General features: G+C 71.2%; 16 protein-coding genes. 5 read left to right on the forward strand and 11 right to left on the reverse strand.

The window, feature by feature from the left end; all coding sequences use genetic code 11:
• Nucleotides 1-14: 14 nt before the first annotated feature.
• Nucleotides 15-929, reverse strand: a complete 915-nt coding sequence (locus tag ABZ016_RS09210; protein ID WP_356915897.1) for a methyltransferase domain-containing protein — start codon at nucleotides 927-929, stop codon at nucleotides 15-17.
• Between the two features lie 134 nt (nucleotides 930-1,063).
• Nucleotides 1,064-2,785, reverse strand: a complete 1,722-nt coding sequence (locus ABZ016_RS09215) for a glycoside hydrolase family 6 protein (protein WP_356915898.1) — start codon at nucleotides 2,783-2,785, stop codon at nucleotides 1,064-1,066.
• A 401-nt stretch (nucleotides 2,786-3,186) separates the two neighbouring features.
• On the opposite strand from ABZ016_RS09215, the gene ABZ016_RS09220 reads away from it, so the two are divergent.
• Together ABZ016_RS09220 and ABZ016_RS09225 are read left to right on the forward strand one after the other, a co-directional pair.
• Nucleotides 3,187-6,105, forward strand: a complete 2,919-nt coding sequence (locus ABZ016_RS09220; protein ID WP_356915899.1) for a glycoside hydrolase family 48 protein — start codon at nucleotides 3,187-3,189, stop codon at nucleotides 6,103-6,105.
• 236 nt (nucleotides 6,106-6,341) lie between these two features.
• On the forward strand, nucleotides 6,342-8,999 hold the full coding sequence (locus tag ABZ016_RS09225; protein ID WP_356915900.1) for a cellulose binding domain-containing protein: 2,658 nt from the start codon (nucleotides 6,342-6,344) through the stop codon (nucleotides 8,997-8,999).
• A 45-nt stretch (nucleotides 9,000-9,044) separates the two neighbouring features.
• Here ABZ016_RS09225 and ABZ016_RS09230 read toward each other — a convergent pair whose 3' ends face one another.
• The 3 genes from ABZ016_RS09230 to ABZ016_RS09240 form a co-directional block, all read right to left on the reverse strand.
• Nucleotides 9,045-10,916, reverse strand: a complete 1,872-nt coding sequence (locus tag ABZ016_RS09230; RefSeq protein WP_356915901.1) for a rhamnogalacturonan lyase — start codon at nucleotides 10,914-10,916, stop codon at nucleotides 9,045-9,047.
• A 116-nt stretch (nucleotides 10,917-11,032) separates the two neighbouring features.
• Nucleotides 11,033-11,776 (reverse strand): class I SAM-dependent methyltransferase, encoded by a 744-nt coding sequence (locus ABZ016_RS09235; protein WP_356915902.1) that lies wholly within the window; start codon nucleotides 11,774-11,776, stop codon nucleotides 11,033-11,035.
• 4 nt (nucleotides 11,777-11,780) lie between these two features.
• Nucleotides 11,781-12,086, reverse strand: a complete 306-nt coding sequence (locus ABZ016_RS09240; RefSeq protein WP_356915903.1) for a 4a-hydroxytetrahydrobiopterin dehydratase — start codon at nucleotides 12,084-12,086, stop codon at nucleotides 11,781-11,783.
• Nucleotides 12,087-12,214: 128 nt separating this feature from the next.
• Here ABZ016_RS09240 and ABZ016_RS09245 point away from each other — a divergent pair, with 128 nt between their 5' ends.
• Nucleotides 12,215-13,030: a helix-turn-helix domain-containing protein gene (locus tag ABZ016_RS09245; RefSeq protein WP_356915904.1), complete on the forward strand. Its 816-nt coding sequence runs from the start codon at nucleotides 12,215-12,217 to the stop codon at nucleotides 13,028-13,030.
• Here the strand turns inward: ABZ016_RS09245 and ABZ016_RS09250 are convergent.
• The gene (locus ABZ016_RS09250) at nucleotides 13,012-13,437 is read right to left on the reverse strand and encodes a hypothetical protein (protein WP_356915905.1); all 426 of its coding nucleotides are present in this window, start codon (nucleotides 13,435-13,437) and stop codon (nucleotides 13,012-13,014) included. The two genes, ABZ016_RS09245 and ABZ016_RS09250, sit on opposite strands and share 19 nt — an antisense overlap.
• A 241-nt stretch (nucleotides 13,438-13,678) precedes the next feature.
• On the opposite strand from ABZ016_RS09250, the gene ABZ016_RS09255 reads away from it, so the two are divergent.
• Nucleotides 13,679-14,542 (forward strand): helix-turn-helix transcriptional regulator, encoded by an 864-nt coding sequence (locus tag ABZ016_RS09255; RefSeq protein ID WP_356915906.1) that lies wholly within the window; start codon nucleotides 13,679-13,681, stop codon nucleotides 14,540-14,542.
• A gap of 85 nt (nucleotides 14,543-14,627) precedes the next feature.
• Entirely contained in the window at nucleotides 14,628-15,089 is a 462-nt protein-coding gene (locus ABZ016_RS09260; RefSeq protein ID WP_356915907.1) for a molecular chaperone TorD family protein, read from the forward strand.
• On the opposite strand, the gene dnaK is transcribed toward ABZ016_RS09260, so the two are convergent.
• The 5 genes from dnaK to ABZ016_RS09285 all read right to left on the reverse strand — a co-directional run bounded on the left by dnaK (nucleotide 15,086) and on the right by ABZ016_RS09285 (nucleotide 22,148).
• Entirely contained in the window at nucleotides 15,086-16,957 is a 1,872-nt protein-coding gene (gene dnaK / locus ABZ016_RS09265) for a molecular chaperone DnaK (RefSeq protein ID WP_356915908.1), read from the reverse strand. The genes ABZ016_RS09260 and dnaK overlap by 4 nt on opposite strands.
• Nucleotides 16,958-17,021: 64 nt before the next feature.
• Complete coding sequence (locus ABZ016_RS09270) at nucleotides 17,022-17,762, reverse strand: glycerophosphodiester phosphodiesterase family protein (RefSeq protein ID WP_356915909.1); 741 nt, start codon at nucleotides 17,760-17,762, stop codon at nucleotides 17,022-17,024.
• On the reverse strand, nucleotides 17,759-19,144 hold the full coding sequence (locus ABZ016_RS09275) for a hypothetical protein (protein ID WP_356915910.1): 1,386 nt from the start codon (nucleotides 19,142-19,144) through the stop codon (nucleotides 17,759-17,761). Before ABZ016_RS09275 ends, ABZ016_RS09270 begins: the two co-directional genes overlap by 4 nt.
• A 381-nt stretch (nucleotides 19,145-19,525) precedes the next feature.
• On the reverse strand, nucleotides 19,526-19,954 hold the full coding sequence (locus tag ABZ016_RS09280) for an OsmC family peroxiredoxin (protein WP_356915911.1): 429 nt from the start codon (nucleotides 19,952-19,954) through the stop codon (nucleotides 19,526-19,528).
• Between the two features lie 121 nt (nucleotides 19,955-20,075).
• The gene (locus ABZ016_RS09285) at nucleotides 20,076-22,148 is read right to left on the reverse strand and encodes a phage holin family protein (RefSeq protein ID WP_356915955.1); all 2,073 of its coding nucleotides are present in this window, start codon (nucleotides 22,146-22,148) and stop codon (nucleotides 20,076-20,078) included.
• Nucleotides 22,149-22,199 lie beyond the last annotated feature (51 nt).

Here is a 22,199-nt window from a genome sequence, read left to right on the forward strand (position 1 = left end):
CCTCCGCGCCGGCGTCAGACCGCCCGCACGGCCGTGTGCACGGTGTGGGCCTCCAGGACGAACAGGTCCGGGCGACGGTGCACACTCGCCGCGTCGTCGGGGTCGAGAAGCCGGTCGAGGGTCGCGAGGTCCTCGGGATCGAACCCGTCCGGGATCCTCTCGCGCATGTGCGTCAGGGACGCGGCGACATAGGCGCGGGCCCGGTCCGGGACGGGTGCGGGGAGGTCCAGGAGGAAGCTGTGCGTCCTGGCCGGCTTCAGCCCCACCGCGGCCAGCAGGCCCGGCCAGTTCTCCGTCTCCGCCACATGCCCCGGCAGTTCGTGCCGCATCCGCGTGAACCACTCCGCCTCCAGCGCGTCGAACCTGGCCTGGAGACCGGGCCGCCCGATGCCGATGTCGCGGGGCAGGAACCGCCGGGGCAGTCCGCCCTCCACGAGGGCGAGGGTCCCGCCGGGCGCCAGCCTGGCCGCGAAGGCGGCGAGCGCGGCCCGCTGGTCACCGAGGTGATGCAGGCTGCGGCTCGCCCAGAGCAGATCGGCAGGGTAGTCCAATTCGTCGAGTACGCCCGGTAGTTCACCGGCGATCGTGCTGAAGCGGTCGGCGACGCCCTGCCGCTCGGCCCGCGCCCGGGCCCGCTCCAGCAGCGGCTCGGAGCCGTCCACCGCCACGACCCGCGCGCCCGGGAACGTCTCGGCGAACAGACACGACACGACGCCCGGCCCGCTGCCCGCGTCGACGATCAGCCCCGGCTCGGTCACCTCCTGCGCCAGCCAGCCCAATGCCCGTTCGTACAGGGGCGCGAACAGCTCCGCCTGGGACTCCAGCAGCGGGCCCATCTCGGCCCAGTCGAGGTCCGTGTGGTCGTGATGGTGGCCGGAGTGGTGGCCCTGGCCGTGGTCGTGGCCTTCGTGGTCGTGGTCGTGCGCCATGGTGGTCAGCCTCTCGCTCGGATGCCGTCAGCCTGCGCCGACGCACCGGGAAAGAGCCACAGCTGTTGCCGCTCCCGCAAAATCCGCCGGAGCCGAAGCCCCGGCGGATCCCGTGGGGACGGTGTGTCAGCCGCTCAGGACAGCGGCGGGTACGCGTTCTGCATCAGCTGCCGGAACTGGGCGGAGAACCAGTGCCCGGACAGCGGCGCGTCCGGCAGCGCACCGGACATGTTGTTGTTGTTGCGCGGGTTGCCCGTGTAGGTCGGGTCGCACATCCGGTCGAAGCCCTTGCCCTCGTCGTTCGCGATCTCCTTGCTCGCCCCGTCGGACTCGCCCGGCGGCTTCATCCACACGTACGCGTCGATCCCGGCAGCCGGGTTGGCCCGCGGGCGCTCACCCAGGCCGGCTCCGGACTGGTTGCACCAGTTGCCGACGTGGATACGGCGGTCGTAGCGGCCGCCGTCGACGTAGGTGTCGACGGAGGTCTGCGCACCCGGGCCGCTGGGCCGGGCGGTGCCGCCCCAGCCGTTGCGCGAGGTGTCGATCAGCATGCCGATGCTCGACGGGAAGCCGGCCGAGACCAGCTGGTTGCGGAAGCCCTGCGCGAAGGACTGCTCGTCGGTGTAGCGGTTCCAGTCGACCCACTTCGACTCGCGGACGGACTTGCCGGCCACGTTGTCGTTGATGGAGAAGTTGTTCTCCTTCAGGGCGCTGTAGTTCGCCGTGTTGGTGATGAAGCCGTGGACGTCGTTGACCGTCGCGCCCTCGGCGGTGGCCGCCTCCTTGAACAGGGTCGCGGAGGCACCGAAGTTGTCGTCCCAGCCGATCCAGCCGTGGTGGCCGGCATCGACGTAGTTGTAGACGTTCGGCACGTCACCGAGCTTGTTCAGCGCGTAGCCGACACCCTTGACGTAGTTGCCGTTGGCCTTCATCACGTCGCACTGCGGGGTGGCCGTCGGGCGGCTGCCGGTGTTGGTGACGAGGTTGGGCAGCGAGTCGATCTCGACGGTGGTGACGATCCGCAGCGAGGCGTACTTCGAGTCGGCGAGGATCGCCTTGATCGGGTCGATGTACTGCGTCTTGTACTTGTCGATCTCCGTCGGGCCGAGCTCGCCGTTGGAGGCGAGGGCGGCACAGTCACGGCCGGGCAGGTTGTAGATGACGAGCTGGACGACGAGTTCGCCGGAGCCCTTCTGGCGCAGCGCCTCGTCGAGGTGGGCGCGCAGGCCCATCTTGCCGCCCGCACCGTTGATCGCGGCGATCCGGTCCAGCCAGACGCCGGTCGGCTGGTTGGAGACGCGGCTGCCGCCCGGCTCGGCGGCGGCCTTGGCGGACCACTCCGGGTTCACGTACACCTTGGCGCCGGCGTAGGGGTTGTCGACCCGGTTGGAAGGGCCGCCGGGGTCCGGTGGGTCGGTCGGTCCCGGGTTGCCTCCGTCGTCGACGTTGCAGGTCACGCCGTCGAGGGTGAAGGTGGCCGGCACGGCGTTGCTGCCGCTGTAGCTGCCCTGGAAGCCGAAGCTGACCGAACCACCGGTCGCGAGCTGGGCGTTGTAGCTCTCGTTGGCCGCGGTGACGGTGGCGCCGCTCTGACCGATCTTGGCGTTCCAGCCGCTGGTGACCTTCTGGTCGCCGGCGTAGGACCACTTCAGCGCCCAGGACGACTTGGCTGCGCTGTTGTTGGTGATGGTCACGGCGGCGGTGAAGCCGGTGCTCCACTGGTTCTGGATCTTGTAGTCGACGGTGCAGGGGACGGCGGCGGTGCCGACGCCTCCCGGGTCGACGGCGAACGCGGTGCCGGTGGCTCCGGCGACCAGGGCCATGGCGGCCAGTAACGCTGTTCTCGTGCGGCTCATGAGTGCGGGAATCCCTTTCGGTCGTGGGGGTGTCAGCCGTTCGGGACGTGCTCCGACAAGGACATGAGGAACTCGGCACCGGCACTCGCGCAGCCGGGACGACCGCGCTGGGGGCGGCTCCAAGTACTGAACGCGAGGGGGTGTCGCATGAGCGACTCCTTGCAGGTCGGGCATGCCGTGATGGTCGTGCCGACTGATGGAACCGCTCCCACTGGTGTCAAGGAAGGTAGCGGCAAGTGTCGGCAAAGAACAGGGGAGTCGCTGACTTTCGCTCAACACACGGTGTCGAATCTTTTCGACTCTTCAAGGGCCTTGACCGATACCTGACCCGTCCTCACCATGGGAGCGCTCCCACTGGTTCAAGCCTTGACTTCTCCGAGCCGCAAGGAGGAACCAGCACCATGCATCCCCCACCCCGGAGACGGGGAGCGCTGCGGCGTCTGTGGACCGCCGCACTCGCCGCTCTCACGCTTCCGTTGACGATGCTCTCCTCAGGGTCGACTCCCGCGCAGGCGGCGGCACTCCAGTGCAGTGTCGATTACAAGACGAACGACTGGGGCTCCGGCTTCACCGCGGATCTGACCCTCACCAACCGCGGCACGGACGCCATCGACGGCTGGACGCTGACGTACGCCTACTCCGGCAACCAGAAGCTGGGGAACGGCTGGAACGGCACCTGGTCGCAGTCCGGCCAGACCGTCACCGTGAAGAACGCCCCCCACAACGCACGGGTCGCCGCGGGCGCCGCCGTCTCCACCGGCGCCCAGTTCACCTACAGCGGCAGCAACGCCGCACCGGCCTCGTTCTCGGTCAACGGCACGGTCTGCGCCGGCGCGCACCAGCCGCCGATCACCGTGCTGACCAGCCCGGCCGCGGGCGCCGTCTACACCCAGGGCGCGGCGGTCCCGCTGGCGGCCACCGCCGCCGCCGCGGACAACGCCACCATCAGCAAGGTGGAGTTCTACGACGACACCAAGCTGCTGGGCACCGACACCAGCGCGCCCTACGCGCTGTCCGTCTCCGACCTGGCCGTCGGCAGTCACTCCCTGGTGGCGAAGGCCTACGACAGCATGGGCGCCTCGGCCGACTCCACCCCGGTCGGCATCACGGTCACGTCCGGACCCACCGTCGTCGCCTCACCGCTCCAACTGGGCGTCCAGTCCGGCAAGTCCGGTACGTACGAGGTGAAGCTGTCCAAGCAGCCGGCGTCCAACGTGACGGTGACCTCGGCCCGCGCGAGCGGCAACTCGGGCCTGTCGGTCTCGGCCGGCGGCTCGCTCACCTTCACCCCGCAGAACTGGAACACCGCGCAGAAGGTGACCGTCGCGGCCGCGGCATCGGGTACGGGTTCCGCCGTCTTCGAGTCGACGGCACCGGGGCACGCCAAGGCCTCGGTCACCGTCACCCAGCTGGCGGCGGCGAAGGACTACGACGCCCGCTTCCTGGAGCTGTACGGGAAGATCACCAACCCGGCCAACGGCTACTTCTCCCCCGAGGGCATCCCTTACCACTCGGTCGAGACGCTGATCGTCGAGGCCCCGGACCACGGCCACGAGACGACCTCGGAGGCGTACAGCTACCTCCTGTGGCTCCAGGCCATGTACGGCAAGGTGACCGGCGACTGGTCCAAGTTCAACGGCGCGTGGGGCCTCATGGAGAAGTACATGATCCCCACCCACGCCGACCAGCCGACCAACTCCTTCTACAACGCCTCCAAGCCGGCGACCTACGCGCCCGAGCTGGACACCCCCGACGAGTACCCGGCCAAGCTCGACACCGGCGTCTCGGTCGGCCGGGATCCGATCGCGGCCGAGCTGAAGAGCGCGTACGGCACGGACGACGTGTACGGCATGCACTGGCTCCAGGACGTCGACAACGTGTACGGCTACGGCAACGCGCCCGGCAAGTGCGAGGCGGGTCCCTCGGACACCGGCCCGTCGTACATCAACACCTTCCAGCGCGGCTCGCAGGAGTCCGTGTGGGAGACGGTGCCGCAGCCGACCTGTGACGCCTTCAAGTACGGCGGCAAGAACGGCTATCTGGACCTGTTCACCGGTGACGCCTCCTACGCCAAGCAGTGGAAGTTCACCAACGCCCCGGACGCCGACGCCCGGGCCGTGCAGGCCGCCTACTGGGCGGACCTGTGGGCGAAGGAACAGGGCAAGGGCGGGGACGTCTCCGCGACGGTCGCCAAGGCGGCCAAGATGGGCGACTACCTGCGCTACTCCATGTACGACAAGTACTTCAAGAAGGTCGGCAACTGCGTCGGTCCCTCGGCCTGCCCGGCGGGCACCGGCAAGGACGCCTCGTTCTACCTGATGTCCTGGTATTACGCCTGGGGCGGCGCCACGGACACCAGTGCCGGCTGGGCCTGGCGCATCGGCTCCAGCCACGCCCACGGCGGCTACCAGAACCCGCTGGCCGCGTACGCGCTCAGCAGCTACGCGCCCCTGAAGCCGAAGTCGGCGACGGGCGCGGCGGACTGGGCCAAGTCCCTCGACCGGCAGCTGGAGTTCTACCGCTGGCTGCAGTCGAACGAGGGTGCCATCGCGGGCGGTGCGACCAACAGCTGGGCGGGCCGGTACGCGACCCCGCCGGCCGGGAAGTCGACCTTCTACGGCATGTACTACGACGAGAAGCCGGTGTACCACGACCCGCCGTCCAACCAGTGGTTCGGCTTCCAGGCGTGGTCCATGGAGAGGGTCGCCGAGCTGTACCAGCAGACGGGGAACGCGCAGGCCAAGACGGTCCTCGACAAGTGGGTCGACTGGGCGCTGTCGAAGACCACGTTCAACCCGGATGGCACGTTCCGGATCCCGTCGACGCTGCAGTGGTCGGGGCAGCCCGACACCTGGAACGCGTCGAGCCCCGGCTCCAACAGCGGGCTGCACGTCACCGTCGCCGACTACACCAACGATGTCGGTGTGGCGGCCGCGTACGCCAAGACCCTGACGTACTACGCCGACCGCTCCGGTGACACGGAGGCCGCGGCGGCCGCGAAGAAGCTGCTCGACGGGATGTGGGACAACCACCAGGACACGCTCGGGATCGCCGTTCCGGAAAACCGGGCGGACTACAACCGGTTCGACGACAAGGTGTTCGTCCCGAGTGGCTGGACGGGGACGATGCCGAACGGTGACGCGATCAACTCGTCGTCGACGTTCGAGTCGATCCGGTCCTTCTACGAGGACGATCCCGCCTGGTCGAAGATCGAGAGTTATCTCGCGGGCGGGGCGGTTCCGTCGTTCACGTATCACCGGTTCTGGGCTCAGGCGGATATCGCCTTGGCCATGGGCTCGTACGCGGAGCTTCTCGAGTAGTCCCCGCCGGGCGCTCCGCGGGGGTGCGCGGTGTCTGCGGGCTGTATGTGGCTGGTCGCGCCCACGCGGCGGAGCCGCACATCGATGCAGCCCCGCGCCCCCAGGAAAGACAGGTGCGTCCGAAGCTCTGCGTGCTCGGCCCTGCACCTGACGCGGGGCCACCACGGCCGGGCGGCTCCACCCGCACAGGGGCCGCCCGGCTCTCGCACGTTCCCCCTCACGGAAGGAACCCCACCGTGCGAAGAACCAGCATTCTCACGGCCGTGCTGGCGCTGGCGGCCGGGCTGTTGTCGGGCGCCCCCAGCGCCCTGGCCGCCGATCCCCCGTCGACGAAGCTCGCCGCCGATACCTACACCTGGAAGAACGCCCGGATCGACGGGGGCGGGTTCGTGCCCGGCATCGTCTTCAGCCGGACCGAGAAGAACCTGGCCTACGCCCGCACCGACATCGGCGGTGCCTATCGCTGGCAGCAGTCGTCGAAGACCTGGACGCCGTTGCTGGACTCGGTCGGGTGGGACGACTGGGGCCACACGGGGGTCGTCAGTATCGCGTCCGACTCCGTCGATCCGAACCGGGTATACGCGGCGGTCGGTACGTACACCAACAGCTGGGATCCGAAGAACGGGGCCGTCATGCGCTCCGCCGACCGGGGTGCCACCTGGCAGAAGGCGAACCTGCCGTTCAAGCTGGGCGGCAACATGCCGGGGCGGGGCATGGGTGAGCGGCTGGCGATCGATCCGAACCGCAACAGCGTGCTGTATCTGGGCGCGCCCAGCGGCAAGGGGCTGTGGCGGTCGACGGACTCGGGGGTGACCTGGTCGCAGGTCACGAACTTCCCCAACGTCGGCAATTACGTGCAGGACCCGAGCGACACCAGCGGCTACGCGTCCGACAACCAGGGCATCGTCTGGGTGACCTTCGACGAGTCCACCGGCACCTCGGGCAACGCCACGAAGACGATCTACGTGGGGGTCGCCGACCAGGACAACGCCGTGTACCGCTCGACGGACGCGGGCGCGACCTGGCAGCGGCTGGCCGGCCAGCCCACCGGCCATCTCGCCCACAAGGGCGTCCTGGACGCGAAGAACGGCTATCTGTACCTCGCCTACAGCGACAAGGGCGGCCCCTACGACGGCGGCAAGGGCCGGCTGTGGCGGTACGCGACCGGGACCGGGACGTGGACGAACATCAGCCCGGTGGCGGAGGCCGACACGTTCTACGGCTTCAGCGGGCTGACGGTGGACCGGCAGAAGCCGGGCACGGTCATGGCGACCGCGTACAGCGCCTGGTGGCCGGACACGCAGATCTTCCGCTCCACGGACAGCGGCGCGACCTGGACCAAGGCCTGGGACTACACCTCGTACCCGAACCGTGAGAACCGCTACACGATGGACGTCTCGTCGTCGCCGTGGCTCACCTGGGGCGCGAACCCGCAACCGCCCGAGCAGACCCCGAAACTCGGGTGGATGACGGAGTCCCTGGAGATCGACCCGTTCGACTCCGCCCGCATGATGTACGGGACGGGCGCGACGATCTACGGCACCGAGAACCTCACGAACTGGGACAGCGGAGGGAAGTTCACCGTCAAACCGATGGTGCGGGGGCTGGAGGAGACGGCGGTCAACGACCTGGCCTCTCCCCCGTCGGGCGCCCCACTGCTGAGCGCGCTCGGCGATGTCGGCGGCTTCCGGCACACCGATCTCACCAAGGTGCCGTCGATGATGTTCACGCAGCCGAACTTCACGACGACCACGAGCCTGGACTTCGCCGAGTCGAACCCGAACACGTTCGTACGGGTCGGCGATCTCGACTCGGGCCCGCACATCGCGTTCTCGACGGACAACGGCGCCAACTGGTTCGCCGGGAGCGACCCCGCGGGCGTGAGCGGCGGCGGCACGGTCGCGGCGGCGGCCGACGGCAGCCGGTTCGTGTGGAGCCCGCAGGGCGCCGGAGTGCACCACACGACCGGCTTCGGCACGTCGTGGCAGGCGTCCGGGGGGATCCCCGCCGGGGCGATCGTCGAGTCGGATCGTGTCGACCCGAAGACCTTCTACGGCTTCAAGTCGGGGAAGTTCTACATCAGTACGGACGGCGGGGCGACCTTCAAGGAGTCACCGGCGACCGGGCTGCCCGGCGGTGACAGCGTCCGCTTCAAGGCGCTGCCCGGCGGGAAGGGCGACGTGTGGCTGGCGGGCGGCGCGAGCGACGGGGCGTACGGCCTGTGGCACTCGACGGACGGCGGCACGAGCTTCACGAAGCTGTCGAACGTCGAGCAGGCCGACACCGTCGGCTTCGGCAAGGCGGCACCCGGCGCCTCCTACCAGACCCTCTACACCAGCGCGAAGATCGGCGGCGTCCGCGGCATCTTCCGCTCCACGGACAAGGGCGCGAGCTGGACCCGCGTCAACGACGACGCCCACCGCTGGGGCTGGACGGGCGCGGCCATCACCGGCGACCCGAGGGTGTACGGCCGTGTCTATGTGTCGACGAACGGCCGTGGCGTCATCTACGGCGACAGCTCCGGCGGCGGGACGACGGACCCGGGTCCGGGCCCCGACCCGACACCGACCGGCGCCTGCAAGGTGACGTACAAGGTCACCAGCCAGTGGTCGGGCGGCTTCCAGGCGGACGTACAGGTCACCAACACGGGTACGAGTGCCTGGAGCGGCTGGTCACTGGGCTGGTCGTTCACGGACGGGCAGAAGGTGTCCCAGGCCTGGAACGCCGAGGTCGCGCAGTCGGGTTCGGCCGTGACGGCGAAGAACGTCGGCTGGAACACCGACGTGGCGGCCGGTGCGTCCGTGAGCTTCGGGTTCACGGGCAGCTCGTCGGGGACGGCCCATTCGAGACCGGCGTCGTTCAAGCTGGGTGACCAGACCTGTACGGTCACCTGAGCCGGCGTCGGAGGGCGCGTGCCGCTCACGGCACGCGCCCTTTCGCTACGGCGTGTAGACCGTCGGGCGCGGTGCGGCCGCCATCCCGTTCCCGATGAAGAAGCTCGGGTGCGGGGGCTGGTTGTACGCGGTGTTCTGCCACGCGAGGGCCGTGCGGTACTGCGTGTCGTGCAGCAGGGTGGTGATCTTCGTGCTGGTCTCGTACGGCGTGGAGTAGATCCGGAGCGCCGTGTTGTCGCTGGTGGGCCAGATGACCTCCTCGCGCCAGTCGCCGAGGACGTCCCCGGACAGGGACGGGGTCGCCTTGGTGCCGTTGTTGGAGTGGACGCCGGATCCGGTCAGCAGGCGGGTGTCGCCCGACGTGCCGTACTTGTCGATGCGGGTGCCGTCGAGGAGTTCACGGACGGGGTCGCCGTCCCACCAGGACAGGAAGTTGATGCTGGACGGCTCCCGGCCGAGGGAGGCGCCGGTCGCGGAGCGCAGCGTGGTGTCGCGGGCGGACCAGGCCTCCGCTCCGGGGCTGCCGGCGTAGATGTCGGCGGCGACTCCGCGGCCGTTGTCCCCGCCGGAGGCCGTCTGCCACAGGATCTGGCCGGTGCGCGCGTCGGCCATCCAGGAGCCCGGTGAGCCGCTGTTCTCCGAGACCTTGAAGTACTCCAGGCCCGCGCGGGACGGGTTGAGGTCGCCGACGTGGGCGGCGTCGCCGTGGCCCAGCTTCGTCGTCCAGAGGCCGCTGCCGTTGTCGTCGACGGCCATCGCACCGTAGACGATCTCGTCCTTGCCGTCGGCGTCGACGTCCGCGACGGACAGGCCGTGGTTGCCCTGGCCGTCGTAGCCCTTGCCGCTGTTGCTGGAGGAGTTGGTGTCGAAGGTCCAGCGGCGGGTGAAGGAGCCGTTCCGCCAGTCCCAGGCGGCGATCACCGTGCGGGTGTAGTAACCGCGGGCCATGATCAGGGAGGGTCGGGAGCCGTCCAGGTAGGCCGTGCCCGCGAGGAAGCGGTCGACGCGGTTGCCGTAGGAGTCGCCCCAGGAGGAGACGGTGCCGCGGGCCGGGACGTAGTCGACGCTCTGCATCGCCTTGCCCGTCCGGCCGTTGAACATGGTGAGGAACTCGGGGCCGGCGAGGACGTAGCCGCTGGAGTTCCGGTGGTCGGCCGAGGAGCTGCCGATGACGGCGCCGGTGCCGTCCGTCGTGCCGTCGGCGGTCTTCATGGCGACCTCGGCCTTGCCGTCGCCGTCGTAGTCGTACACCTGGAACTGCGTGTAGTGGGCGCCGGAGCGGATGTTGCGGCCCAGGTCGACACGCCACAGCCGGGTGCCGTCGAGCTTGACGCCGTCGACGATCGTGTTGCCGGTGTAGCCGGACTGGGAGTTGTCCTTGGCGTTGGTGGGCTGCCACTTCAGGACGAGGTCCAGGGCGCCGTCGCCGTCGAGGTCGCCGACGGAGGCGTCGTTGGCCTCGTAGGTGTACGCCACCCCGTCGGGGGTCGTGCCGCCGGCGGGCGGGGAGATCGGGACGTCCTTGTAGCCGGTGCGGAACTGGATCGCGTGCACCGAGTCGCCCTGCTCCGTGCCGTTGACGATCGCGCGGACGGTGTAGTCGGCCTGGGCGGGGGCGCCGGAGTGGAAGAAGTTCGTGGTACCGGTGAGGGGAGTCGAGTTGACCTTCGTACCGGCCCGGTAGACGTTGAACGACACGTCGTCGGGGTCGGTGCCGAGCCAGCGCCAGCTGACCAGGTTGCCGCTGCCGGTGTGGACGCTGACCACGCCCCGGTCGAGTTTCTCGGCCTGCCGGGCGGTGGCGGCCTGGGCGGTGTCGCCGCCGGCGAACGTCAGACCTGCGCCGACGAGCGCCGCCGCGGTCACGGCCACCGGGAGGAGCACTCGGCGTCTGCGGTGCCTGTACGGGTGCTTCACTGACGGACCTCCTGGGAGAATGGGGGGTTCCGTCTGTGGTCGCCGCCGGTGGCGCGGGAGTTGCCGTGTCTTCGCGCCGGTTCACCCTCCCTGGCCGGACGGCCGGGCCGTGCGGTTCACCCTGGCTTGCGGAACGACCGCAGGCTGAACACCGGGTCGGGGCGTGGGCGGTCCTGGTCGGGGAGTCGCGCCAGCCGGAGGGCGAAGCCGTCGGCGAGCGGGTCGCCGGGCGGCAGCGTGACGAACCAGCCGCGTCTGAGGTCCGCGACCGTGCGACGCGGGCTGCGGCCCTGGCCGTGGCCCCGGAACCGGGCCTGCCCGGCCGGGACCAGGCCGTGCCCGGTGGCGTGGCGCTCGACCTCCGCCGCCGCGTCCCGGACCGGGCTCGGCGGGCGGGACGCCAGGACGACATCGATGTCACTGCCCACGTTGTGGGAGGCCGCCTTGTCGACGGTGGTGACGTAGAACCCGCCGGGCCGCAGCACCCGGGCGCACTCGCCGACGATGGCCCGCACGTCGGCGGGACCGGCGGCCAGGTGCAGCAGCCACACGCTGCTGACGACGTCGAACGTGTCGTCCCGGAAGGGCAGCCGCCGGCTGTCGGCGAGCAGGACGGCACCGGGCAGCCGGGCGGCGGCCTGCCGGGCCATCGCCGGGGCGAGGTCCACGCCGGTCACCCGCATGCCGTCGCGCGCGGCGGCGAGCCTGCGGGTGACGATGCCGGTGCCGCAGGCCACGTCGAGCAGGCTGCGGGTGTCCGGCGGCACGAGGCTCAGCACCGCTTCCGCGGCGGCGGCCGCCCTGGGCTCACCGCCGCGCGAGGCGTCGTACCGCTCCGCTTCCTTGTCGTAGTCGAGCACCCGGTCAGTGTGCCCCGTGCCCGGGGGCCAGGTCCTCCACCCTGCGGGCGAGCTCGAAGTCCTTCCCGGTGACGGCGCCGCCCGCGCTGTGCGTGTGGACGGACAGGGCGACGGTGTTGTAGCCGAGCGTGAGGTCGGAGTGGTGGTTCAGCTCCTCCTGGACCTGGGCGATGTGCACGACCATCGCGGTCGCCGCGAAGTGCGAGCCGAGCCGGTAGGAGCGGGTGAGGCGGCCCTCGTCGAGCGACCAGCCCGGCAGCTCGGCCAGCCGGTCCTCGATCTCCTTCTGCGACAGCGGTTCGACGGGCATGGGCTGCGCTCCTTCCCTTGCGCCGGTGTCCTGGTCCCTGCTTTCAGCCTGCCACAGCGGGCCGCCCGGGGCCCTGGTCGGAAGGCTGTGCCTGTCCGGGACGACCGGTTCTCGACTACGGTCCCGGCATGACCACTCACCCGTCCACCGCCGGGAAGGGCGTGGGTCCGCTGCTGCGGGCCTGGCGCGAGCAGCGGCGGGTCAGCCAGCTGGAGCTGGCCCTGCGCGCGGACTCCTCGGCCCGGCACATCAGCTTCGTCGAGACCGGCCGCTCCCGGCCCAGCGAGGAGATGGTGCTGCGGCTGGCCGAGCATCTGGACGTGCCCGTGCGGGAGCGCAACGCGCTGCTGCTCGCGGCCGGTTACGCCCCGCGCTATCCGGAGACGCCGCTGGACGATCCGGCGCTGGGCGCGCTGCGGGAGGGCATCGAGCGGCTGATCAGCGGCTACGAACCGTATCCGGCGCTGGTGGTGGACGCGGTGTACGACGTGGTGGCGGCCAACCGGGGGGTCATGACGCTGGTCGACGGGGTCTGCGAGTCGCTGCTGGAGCCGCCGCTGAACGCGATGCGGCTCACCCTGCACCCGCGGGGCCTCGCGCCCCGCATCCGCAACCTGCGCGCCTGGCGCGGTCATCTGCTGGAGCAGATGGAGCGGCAGATCGCGCTGCACCGCTCCGCGCCGCTGCGGGCCCTGTACGAGGAGGTCGCGGCGTACCCGGTGCCGGAGGAGGAGCCGGGCGCCGGTCCCGAGGAGCCCTCGGACGCGGTGCCGTACGTCGCGCTGCCGCTGCGCATCGAGCACGAGGGGCGGACGCTGTCGTTCATCTCCTCGATCTCCACGTTCAACACACCGATGGACGTGACCGTCGCCGAGCTGGCCATCGAGACGCTGCTCCCGGCCGACCCGGCGACGGTCAAGTACCTTCAGACGCTGCTTCCCTGACGGGCCTTCAGAGCCGTGTGCTGGAGGGCGGCGAACCCGGCCACGGTGAGGGCCTGGAGCACCGTCCACACGGCCCCCGCCGTGCTCGGCGTGAGCCAAAGCGCCAGGGCCGCGAGGCTCAGTACCGCCCAGGCGAGATTGGCCTCGACGACGGCCCGTACGCCGGCCGCCGGCGGTGCCGGCCGGGCGGCCAGCAGACCCACGCCCGCCGCGTAGACGGCGAGGAACGCGCCCAGTGCGAGCAGCAGCGCGGAGTCGACGCCGAGGAGACGGCCGAGGGGCCCGGGGAGCGCGAGGTAGGCGAGGGCGTTGGCGCCGGTCACCACGGCGTCCAGGGCGAGGAAGCGGCGCAGCGTCGACTGCGGCGCGGAGGTACGGGCGAGCGCGGCGAGCTGGGTCGCGGACATGGTGGATCACCCTCCGTCGGGTCGTGGTGCGGCGGCTGGGCCGTCTCCCCGGGGCGGAGTGCGCCGGCCCGGGGAGCCGGTACGTCCACGATCCCGGTCCGGCCGCGTCCGGTCGATTACCCGCGGGGTAATCACCCGGTGCCCGTCGTTTCCCGTGATCTCCTCGCCGCCGGCCTCTGGGAGAGGGTCGGCGGTACGTGACAGACTGATCGCGGATCCGGGGGCGTCGGGGAGGCGTGGCGTGAGTGAACGGCGGGCCGCACCCACCGTGGGCCAGGTGGTGCTGGGCAAGCGGCTCCAGGAGCTGCGCGAGGCGGCGGGCCTCAGCCGTGACGAGGCCGCCCGGGTGCTGCGCGTCGCCCCGGCGACCGTCCGGCGGATGGAGACGGCCGACGTCGCGCTGAAGATCCCCTACGTGCAGATCCTGCTGACGGCGTACGGCGTGCCCGACGACGAGGTGACCGCGTTCGTCGACCTCGCCGAGGAGGCGAACCGGCCGGGCTGGTGGCAGCGGTTCCACGACGTGCTGCCGGAGTGGTTCAGCCTGTACGTCAGCCTGGAGGGCGCCGCGCGGATCATCCGTTCGTACGAACCGCACTTCGTGCCGGGGCTGCTCCAGACCGAGGGGTACGCGCGTGCCGTCCTGGAGGCGGGCACCATAGGGAACTCCGGCCCCGGGGCCGTGGAGCGGCACGTGTCGCTGCGGATGGAGCGGCAGCGGCTGCTGGAGCGCGAGAACCCGCCGCACCTGTGGGTCATCATGGACGAGACGGTGCTGCGCCGCCCGGTGAGCGTCGACGGTCAGGTGATGCGCGACCAGCTGGACAAGCTGCTGGAGTACTCCGCACGGGACCGCGTCACCCTCCAGGTCGCCGAGTTCAAGGACGGCCCGCACCCCGGGACGTACGCGCCGTTCTCGCTGTTCCGCTTCGCCGAGCCCGAGCTGCCCGACATGGTCTTCACCGAGTACCTGACCGGCGCGCTCTACCTCGACTCCCGCAAGGAGGTCTCCGCGCACCTGGAGGTCCTCGACCACATGACGGCGGGCGCCGCGTCGACACAGCGCACGGAGGGGCTGCTGCGGGAGTACCGCGACAGCTTCTGAGCGACCCGTTCGGGCGTAGCCGACGGGTGCGCCGCCCGGGGCGCCTCTAGCGTCGTCAGCGAGGGAGCGCACGCAAGGAGGCCTGATGCCCGGCTTCGAGCTGCTGTACCAGGCGGCCGCGCTGTGCCTGACGTACCCCGGTGACGACTTCCGTGCCCGGCTGCCGCTGCTACGCGAAGCCGCCCCGCAGCTACGGGAGTTCACCGACCACGCGACCGTCACCCCGCCGGGTGAGCTGGCGGCCCACTACCTCCAGGTCTTCGAGAGCACCGAAGGCAACAGCCTGTACCTGAGCCACTGGCGCCGGATCTCGCAGGAGCACTTCCAGGAGCTGTACAGCTCCCACGGCCTGGAGCTCACCGGCGGGGAGCTGCCCGACTTCCTCCCCGCGGTCCTGGAGCTGGCGGCCCGCACGGGCGACACCGAGGTGCTGACGGAGCACCGCGTCGAACTGGAGCGGCTGGGCTCCCGGCTGTCCGACTGCGGCACTCCGTACGCGTCCGTCGTCGACGCCGTGTCCGCGACGCTGCCACCCACCCCGGGCTAGGCCGCGCCGCCCTTCTCGTCGCGCTGGTCCTTCTCCTCGTCCACGATCTCCGCGTCGACCACGCCCTCCTCGTCCTGCGGGGTGCCGGGGGTGTCCTCGGTGGGGGGCTGCTGGGGCTGGGACTGGGCGTACATCGCCTGGCCCATCCGCTGGCTGACCGAGGCGAGTTTCTCGACGCCGGCGCGCAACGCCGAGGTGTCCGCCTGCTGTTCGAGCTGCTGCTTGAGTTCCGTGACGGCGGACTCGACCTCGGACCTGGTGTCGGCCGGGATCCGGTCGCCGTTCTCCCGGAGGAAGTTCTCGGTCTGGTAGACGAGTTGCTCGGCCTGGTTGCGCGTCTCGGCGGCCTCGCGGCGTTGCCGGTCCTCCTCCGCGTACTGTTCGGCCTCGCGCATCATGCGGTCGATGTCGTCCTTGGGCAGGGCCGAGCCGCCGGTGACGGTCATCTTCTGTTCGCGGCCGGTCGCCATGTCCTTGGCGGAGACGTGCATGATGCCGTTGGCGTCGATGTCGAAGGCCACCTCGATCTGCGGCACACCGCGCGGGGCCGGCGGCAGGCCGGTCAGGTCGAAGACGCCGAGCTTCTTGTTGTAGGCGGCGATCTCCCGTTCGCCCTGGTAGACCTGGATGCCGACCGAGGGCTGGTTGTCGGCCGCCGTCGTGAAGATCTCCGAACGCCGGGTCGGGATGGTGGTGTTGCGTTCGATGAGCTTCGTCATGATGCCGCCCTTGGTCTCGATGCCCAGGGACAGCGGGGTGACGTCGAGCAGCAGCACGTCCTTGACGTCGCCGCGGATGACGCCCGCCTGGAGGGCGGCGCCCACGGCCACGACCTCGTCGGGGTTGACGCCCTTGTGCGGGTCCTTGCCGGTGAGTTCCTTGACCAGGTCGGTCACGGCGGGCATCCGCGTCGAGCCGCCGACGAGGATCACGTGGTCGATCGCGGACAGCTTCACACCGGCGTCGTCGACCGCCTGGTGGAAGGGCTTCTTGCAGCGGTCGAGCAGGTCCTGGGTCAGCTCCTGGAACTGGGCCCGGGTCAGCTTCTCGTCGAGGTGCAGCGGGCCTTCGGCGGAGGCCGTGATGTAGGGCAGATTGATCGTCGTCTCGCTGGAGCTGGACAGCTCGATCTTGGCCTTCTCGGCGCCCTCGCGCAGCCGCTGCACTGCCATCTTGTCGCCCGCGAGGTCGACGCCGTACTGGCCCTTGAAACGCTTGACGAGGTGGTCGACGATCCGCTGGTCCCAGTCGTCGCCGCCGAGGTGCGTGTCGCCGTTGGTGGCCTTCACCTCGATGACGCCCTCGCCCATCTCCAGCAGCGACACGTCGAAGGTGCCGCCGCCGAGGTCGAAGACCAGGACCGTCTGGTCGTTCTCCTTGTCCAGCCCGTAGGCGAGGGCGGCGGCCGTCGGCTCGTTGATGATGCGCAGCACCTTCAGGCCGGCGATCTCCCCGGCCTCCTTGGTCGCCTGTCGCTGGCTGTCGTCGAAGTACGCCGGGACGGTGATCACCGCGTCGGTGACGTCCTCGCCGAGGTAGGACTCCGCGTCCCGCTTCAGTTTCTGCAGTACCCGCGCGGACAGCTCCTGCGCCCGGTAGCGGGTGCCGTCGATGTCGCCGTGCTCGGGGAAGCGCCAGTGCCCGTCACCCATGTGGCGCTTGACCGAGCGGGCGGTGCGCTCCACGTTCGTCACGGCCTGCCGTTTGGCGACCTCCCCGACCAGCACCTCGCCGTTCTTGGCGAACGCCACGACCGAGGGTGTGGTCCTGGCCCCCTCCGCGTTGGCGATGACGGTGGGCTCGCCGCCCTCCAGCACGGCGACCACCGAGTTCGTGGTTCCGAGGTCGATCCCGACCGCTCGTCCCATCGCTGTCCCCTTCCGCCAGGGCGACTCTTCACACACTCCAGCACAAAACTTGAGTGCGCTGTTGTCAATGCCGCGACGGGGTGATCGGTCCGCGCAGCGCCACCGCGCGCCGGGGCCGGTCGGTGACGAGCACGTCCACGCGCGGGTGGGCGAGGAAGGCCCGCATCAGGGTGTCGTCGTTGACCGTCCACACCATGGTGAACAGTCCGTGCCGGGTCGCCTCGCGCAGCACGTTGGTCCTGGCCAGCCGCTGGTGGACGGCGACACCGTGGGCCCCACTGGCCCGGATGCGGCGGACCGGGAACAGCTCGCTGAGCCGGGTCCCGGGGAGGCGGGCCAGGGCCAGTTCCCGGCGGTCGCGCCCGAGGGACAGGGCGGTGCGCACGCCGGGGAAGGCCTGTGTCACGGCGGCGACGGAACGGTCCTCCAGCGTGGTGACGACCAGACCGTCCGCGCCGAGCAGGGCGACCGCCCGGTCGATCACCTCGCGCTCGTAACCGACCTCCTTCAGGTCGAGGTGTGCCACGAGCCTTCCGGCGATCAGTGCCATGACGTCGTCCACGACCGGCACGTCGTATCCGGCCCGCTCGCTGAGCTCCGCATGCGTGAGCGTGGACAGCGGCGGACCGGTGTGCCCGGCCCGGGGGTCGTGGTAGACGACGAGGACGCCGTCCGCCGTGCGGCGGATGTCGAACTCGACGTACTCCGCGCCGGACTCCAGCGCGTCCTTGTACGCCTCCCAGGTGGCGGCCTCGGCGCGCTCGGAGCCGCCCCGGTGGGCGGAGACGGCGGGGCGTGGCGTCATGGTCGGGGGCTCCCGGAGGGCGTGCGCGGGGGCGGTACGGGTACGGCGTCGTCGCCGGGGGCCGGCAGCAGCGAGCCGGAGCGGGTGCTGATCCGTCGGAGCAGGACGTAGCCGATCACGACGAGGACGACGAAGGGCAGCCAGGCCAGCGCGTAGGCCGTGCCGTAGGCCCGCAGGTCGAGGATGGAACGGTGGTCGTCGACGTTCGTGCCGTTCACGCCGAAGAAGGCCAGCAGCAGGGTGGGCGGCAGGGCGATCAGGGTGGCGGCGGCGACCAGGCCGGAGACGGTGCGGTCGCGGCGGTCGTCGCGCTCGGCGAGTTCGGCGTCCAGGGCGGCGGAGCGGGCACTGATCACCGAGGTCAGGCGCTCGACCATGCGGGCGGAGTTCTCGAGGCTGTCGCGGATGCCGAGGGCGTCGCGCAGCGCGGACTGGAAGGCCTCCATGACCATCTCGGGGATCAGCAGGCTGTCGACGTAGGCCTCGACGCCGAAGGCGAGGTCCAGCTGGAGTTCGTTGACGCCCGCGGAGAGGCGGGAGATCAGGGAGCGGATCTCGGTGGGCGAGTCGGTCAGGGCCTGTTCGTTGGCCTTCATCGTCGCGAACGCCGCGAGCCGGGTGCGCTGGAGCGCGGACAGGGCGGAGATCATGCCGACGGCGACGAGCATCAGGCCGTTCTCGACGTGCGGGGCCCAGCCTGCCTGCACGGAGACGCCCCGGCCGAGGGCGGACAGGGTGAGGCCGTGGTTCCTGACGTGGGGCGCGAGGCTCGCGTCGTGGGGCGTGGCGGGGTTCCAGGGCATCCTGCCCCGGTAGACGATCTCGTTGAGCAGGACCGCCTTGCGGGCCTCGTCGGCGCTGAGCAGCTCCCGCTGTAACCGGCCGCCGGGGAAGACGAGCTGGTGGACGTTCTGGCCGAGGGTCAGCGGCCGGCCGCCGAGCTGTGCGGTCAGCACCGTCAGCAGCGGGCGGTCGTCGAGTTCGATGCGCTCGCGGTCGAAGCAGGTGGTGGCCAGCCAGGCGGCGAGGTCGCCGGCCGTGGTCTCGCCCGCGAAGGCGCAGTCGACGACCAGCGTGGCGTCGCCGCGCGGGGTGGTGACGACGAGGATCCGCAGGGACGCGAGGCCGAGGCCGTGGTCGCCGTGCGGCAGCCGCAGCCGCCGGGGCGCCACCTGTTCGTCCAGCATCGGTACGGGGAGCACGTCCTGGCTGGTCATCAGGTGGGAGGCGAAGCGGCCGTAGTCGTAGCGGTCGACGAGGGCGCCGAGGGCGGTGTCGCGGGGCCGCAGCCGGCCGGAGAGGCTGAACAGCAGCAGGACACGGGTCCGGTCGCGGGTGGCGGAGTCGAGCACCGTCGCGTGCGTGGACGTTCCCGGCAGCATCGCGTTCCTTCCGGCCCGTCGGTTCGAAAGCGTCTGGTTCATACCCCGGGCGCGGGTGGCGAACCGACGAGGGCGGGGACCGCACCTGGGGAGCGGACGGACGGCACGGGGGCGCCTTTGGTGGGCGGACCGATGGCATGGCGGGCCGCCCCAGGGGGACAGACCGACGGCGTCGCGGCCCGCCACAGGCGAGCGGACCGGCGGCATCGCGGGCCGCCCCCGGGAGCAGACCTACGACGGCGCGGGCCGCCCCAGGGAAGCAGACCGGCGACATCGCGGGCCGCCTCAGGGAAGCAGACCGACGACGGCGCAGGCCGTCCCCGGGAGCAGACCTACGACGGCGCGGGCCGCCTGGTGGGCGGTCCGCGCGACGTGGGTGGGTCAGGCGAGCTTGGCGGTCAGGGTGATGGGCGTGGCCTTGAGGGCCTGGCTGACCGGGCAGCCGACCTTGGCCTCGTCGGCGGCGGCGAGGAAGGCCGCCTCGTCGATGCCGGGGACGGTGCCCTCGACGGTGAGGTGGATGCCTGTGATGCCCTCGCCGGGCTGGAACGACACGTCGGCCGAGGTGACGAGCTTGGTGGGCGGCGTCCCGGCCTTGTTGAGGATGTTGGAGAAGGCCATGGAGAAGCAGCTGGAGTGGGCGGCGGCGATCAGCTCCTCGGGGCTGGTCTTCCCGTTCGCCTCCTGGGCGCGCGAGGCCCACGTGACCGGCTGCTCGCCGATGGCACCGGAGGTGTCGAAGGTGACGACGCCCTTGCCCTCGAGCAGGTTGCCTTCCCAGACGGTGTGTGCGGAGCGCGTGGTAGCCACGGTTCTTCCTTTCGCGTGCGGACTCGCGTGTGGGCCCGTCTCCGGGTCCCGTGCCCCCATCCGATCACACTCCGGTTCGGCGCACGCGGAAGACCGGGCCTCGGCCGGTGCCGCCGGCGTCTCAGGCGGCGCGTTCCTCACTGCTCTCCACCGGCACCTGGGGGCCGTTCGACTCGCGCAGCCAGCGGCGCAGCACGCGGTGGACGTGTTCGGCGCCGGTGAGCTCCTGCCCCTCGTCGACCGGCGCGGAGAGGAGGAGCGGCGACAGCAGGAACGGTTTGCCCTGTGCCCCGCCCAGACCGCCGTGGGAACCGATCTGCTCCTCGAAGGCGAGGACTTCGCCGTCGGCCGGGTCGTGGAAGGAGTTGACCATGATGTCGGCGGTGTGCGGGAAGAGGTGCGTACGGCGTACCGCGTCGGCGGCGCCCGGCCCGAACGGGGCGAGCGGGCCCGGGTCGTCGTCGAGCTGGGCCAGCGGTATCTCGGCGCCGTACGCGCCGAGGACGACACCGCCGTGCTGCTCGCTGCGCACCAGCAGGAAGCCGACGCCGGGGTGGTTGGCGAGGGTCGGCAGCAGCGCGGGGTGACGGGCGTCGATCTCCTCCTTGCTCATCCGGTGCGTGACGTCCGGGAAGGAGACCAGGCCGAGGTTGCCGGAGGCCAGCACGATCGGCTCGGGGCGCCGCTCGGGACGGTGCCGCTCGCCGCCCTCCTCGACCGGTATGCGCAGCGCGGCACGCACGGCGGCGCGGGCCTCCGCCCCGCTGCGGGTGCGCTCCGCCCGGCGCGGCACGGGCAGTCCGCAGCCGGCCCGCACCAGGTCGCCGAGGGTGAGCCCGTAGCGGGAGCGGAACGTCTCGCCGGGGCTCTGGCCGTGGTCGGACAGCACGACGATCCGGTACGGGCGCGGGGCGTGCTCGGCGACGTTCTCGATCAGGGCGAGCGAACGGTCGAGGCGTTCGAGGACCTTCTGCGCGTCGCGGCTCGCCGGGCCGGAGTGGTGGGCGACCTCGTCGTAGGCCACGAGGTCGGCGTAGACGGCGGTGCGGCCGGCGAGCATGTCGCCCATGACGGAGGCGACGACGACGTCCCTTTCGACGACCGTCGCGAAGGCCCGGACGAAGGGGTAGAGGCCGGCGCGGGAGACGCGCGGGCGCTGCTTGCTCAGGCGGGCCCGGGTCGACTGGCCGATCTCGCGGCCGACTTCGGCGACGAAGGACAGAGCCGTGCGCACGGCGTTCGCCGGGTCCGAGAAGTAGGCGAAGTAGCCCGCGCGGGAGCGGTTCTCCCGGCTGCGGCGGCGGGTGGCGATGGACAGTACGAGGGCCTGTTCGCCGGCGCCGCCGCTGAACAGGTTGCCCCGGCTGGCGCCGTCGACGGTGAGCAGCCCGCCGTGTCCCGCATGTGCGACGGCGCGGCGCTGGAGTTCCGCGGCGCTGGTCGGGCGGTTGCAGACGACCACCTCGCGGGAGTCCTTCTCGTACCAGCGGAACGCGGGGACGTCGTGGTTGCTGCCGTGCAGGATGCCGAGCTGGCTGGCGCCGGTCTGGCTGGACCAGTCGGTGCGCCAGGGGGTGAGCCGGTGGGTGGGGCGGCCGCCGTCGCCTATGTCGAGCCAGCGGGCGACGGTGGGCATCGCGCCCTTGCCGACGGCGTCCAGCAGGACGTCGTGGCCGACGCCGTCGAGTTGCAGGAAGACCGTGCCGGGGGCGGCGGGGCTCGGCGGTCCGGATCTGCGGCGGCGGTCGGAGAGCCGGTACAGCCGGCGGCGGTAGGCGTCGTCGTCGCGCACGGCCAGGGCGGCGCCGGTGGCGGAGGCCACCGCGGACATCACGGCGGCGACCACGACGGCGGTCTCCGGGGCGGCGGCCCCGCGCTCGGCGGGGTTGAGGTGCAGGGCGAGCAGCAGCAGCGCGCCGTTGAGGAAGAACACCAGCAGGCCGAGCACGAGCGCCGGCACGAGGAGCAGGAGACGGACGAGCAGCGGCCACACCAGGGCCGACAGCAGACCGAAGACGCCGGCGCCGAGGGCCGCCGTGACGGCGATGTCGGTGGCGCTGTCACCGTTCTCCGAGCGGAGCCGGAAGTCCGGGAGGATCCCGGCGAGCACGAGCATGGTGACGGTGCAGACGGCCCACACGGCGACGCTCCGCCCGACCTGACTGGCGACCCGCCGCCACCGCACGCCCCGCACGCCCAGCCACCTCACGTCCCGGCCCGTCACCACGGGCTTCCTGTTCACAGT

This window comes from Streptomyces sp. NPDC006372, assembly GCF_040612515.1.
Classification (GTDB): Bacteria; Actinomycetota; Actinomycetes; order Streptomycetales; family Streptomycetaceae; genus Streptomyces.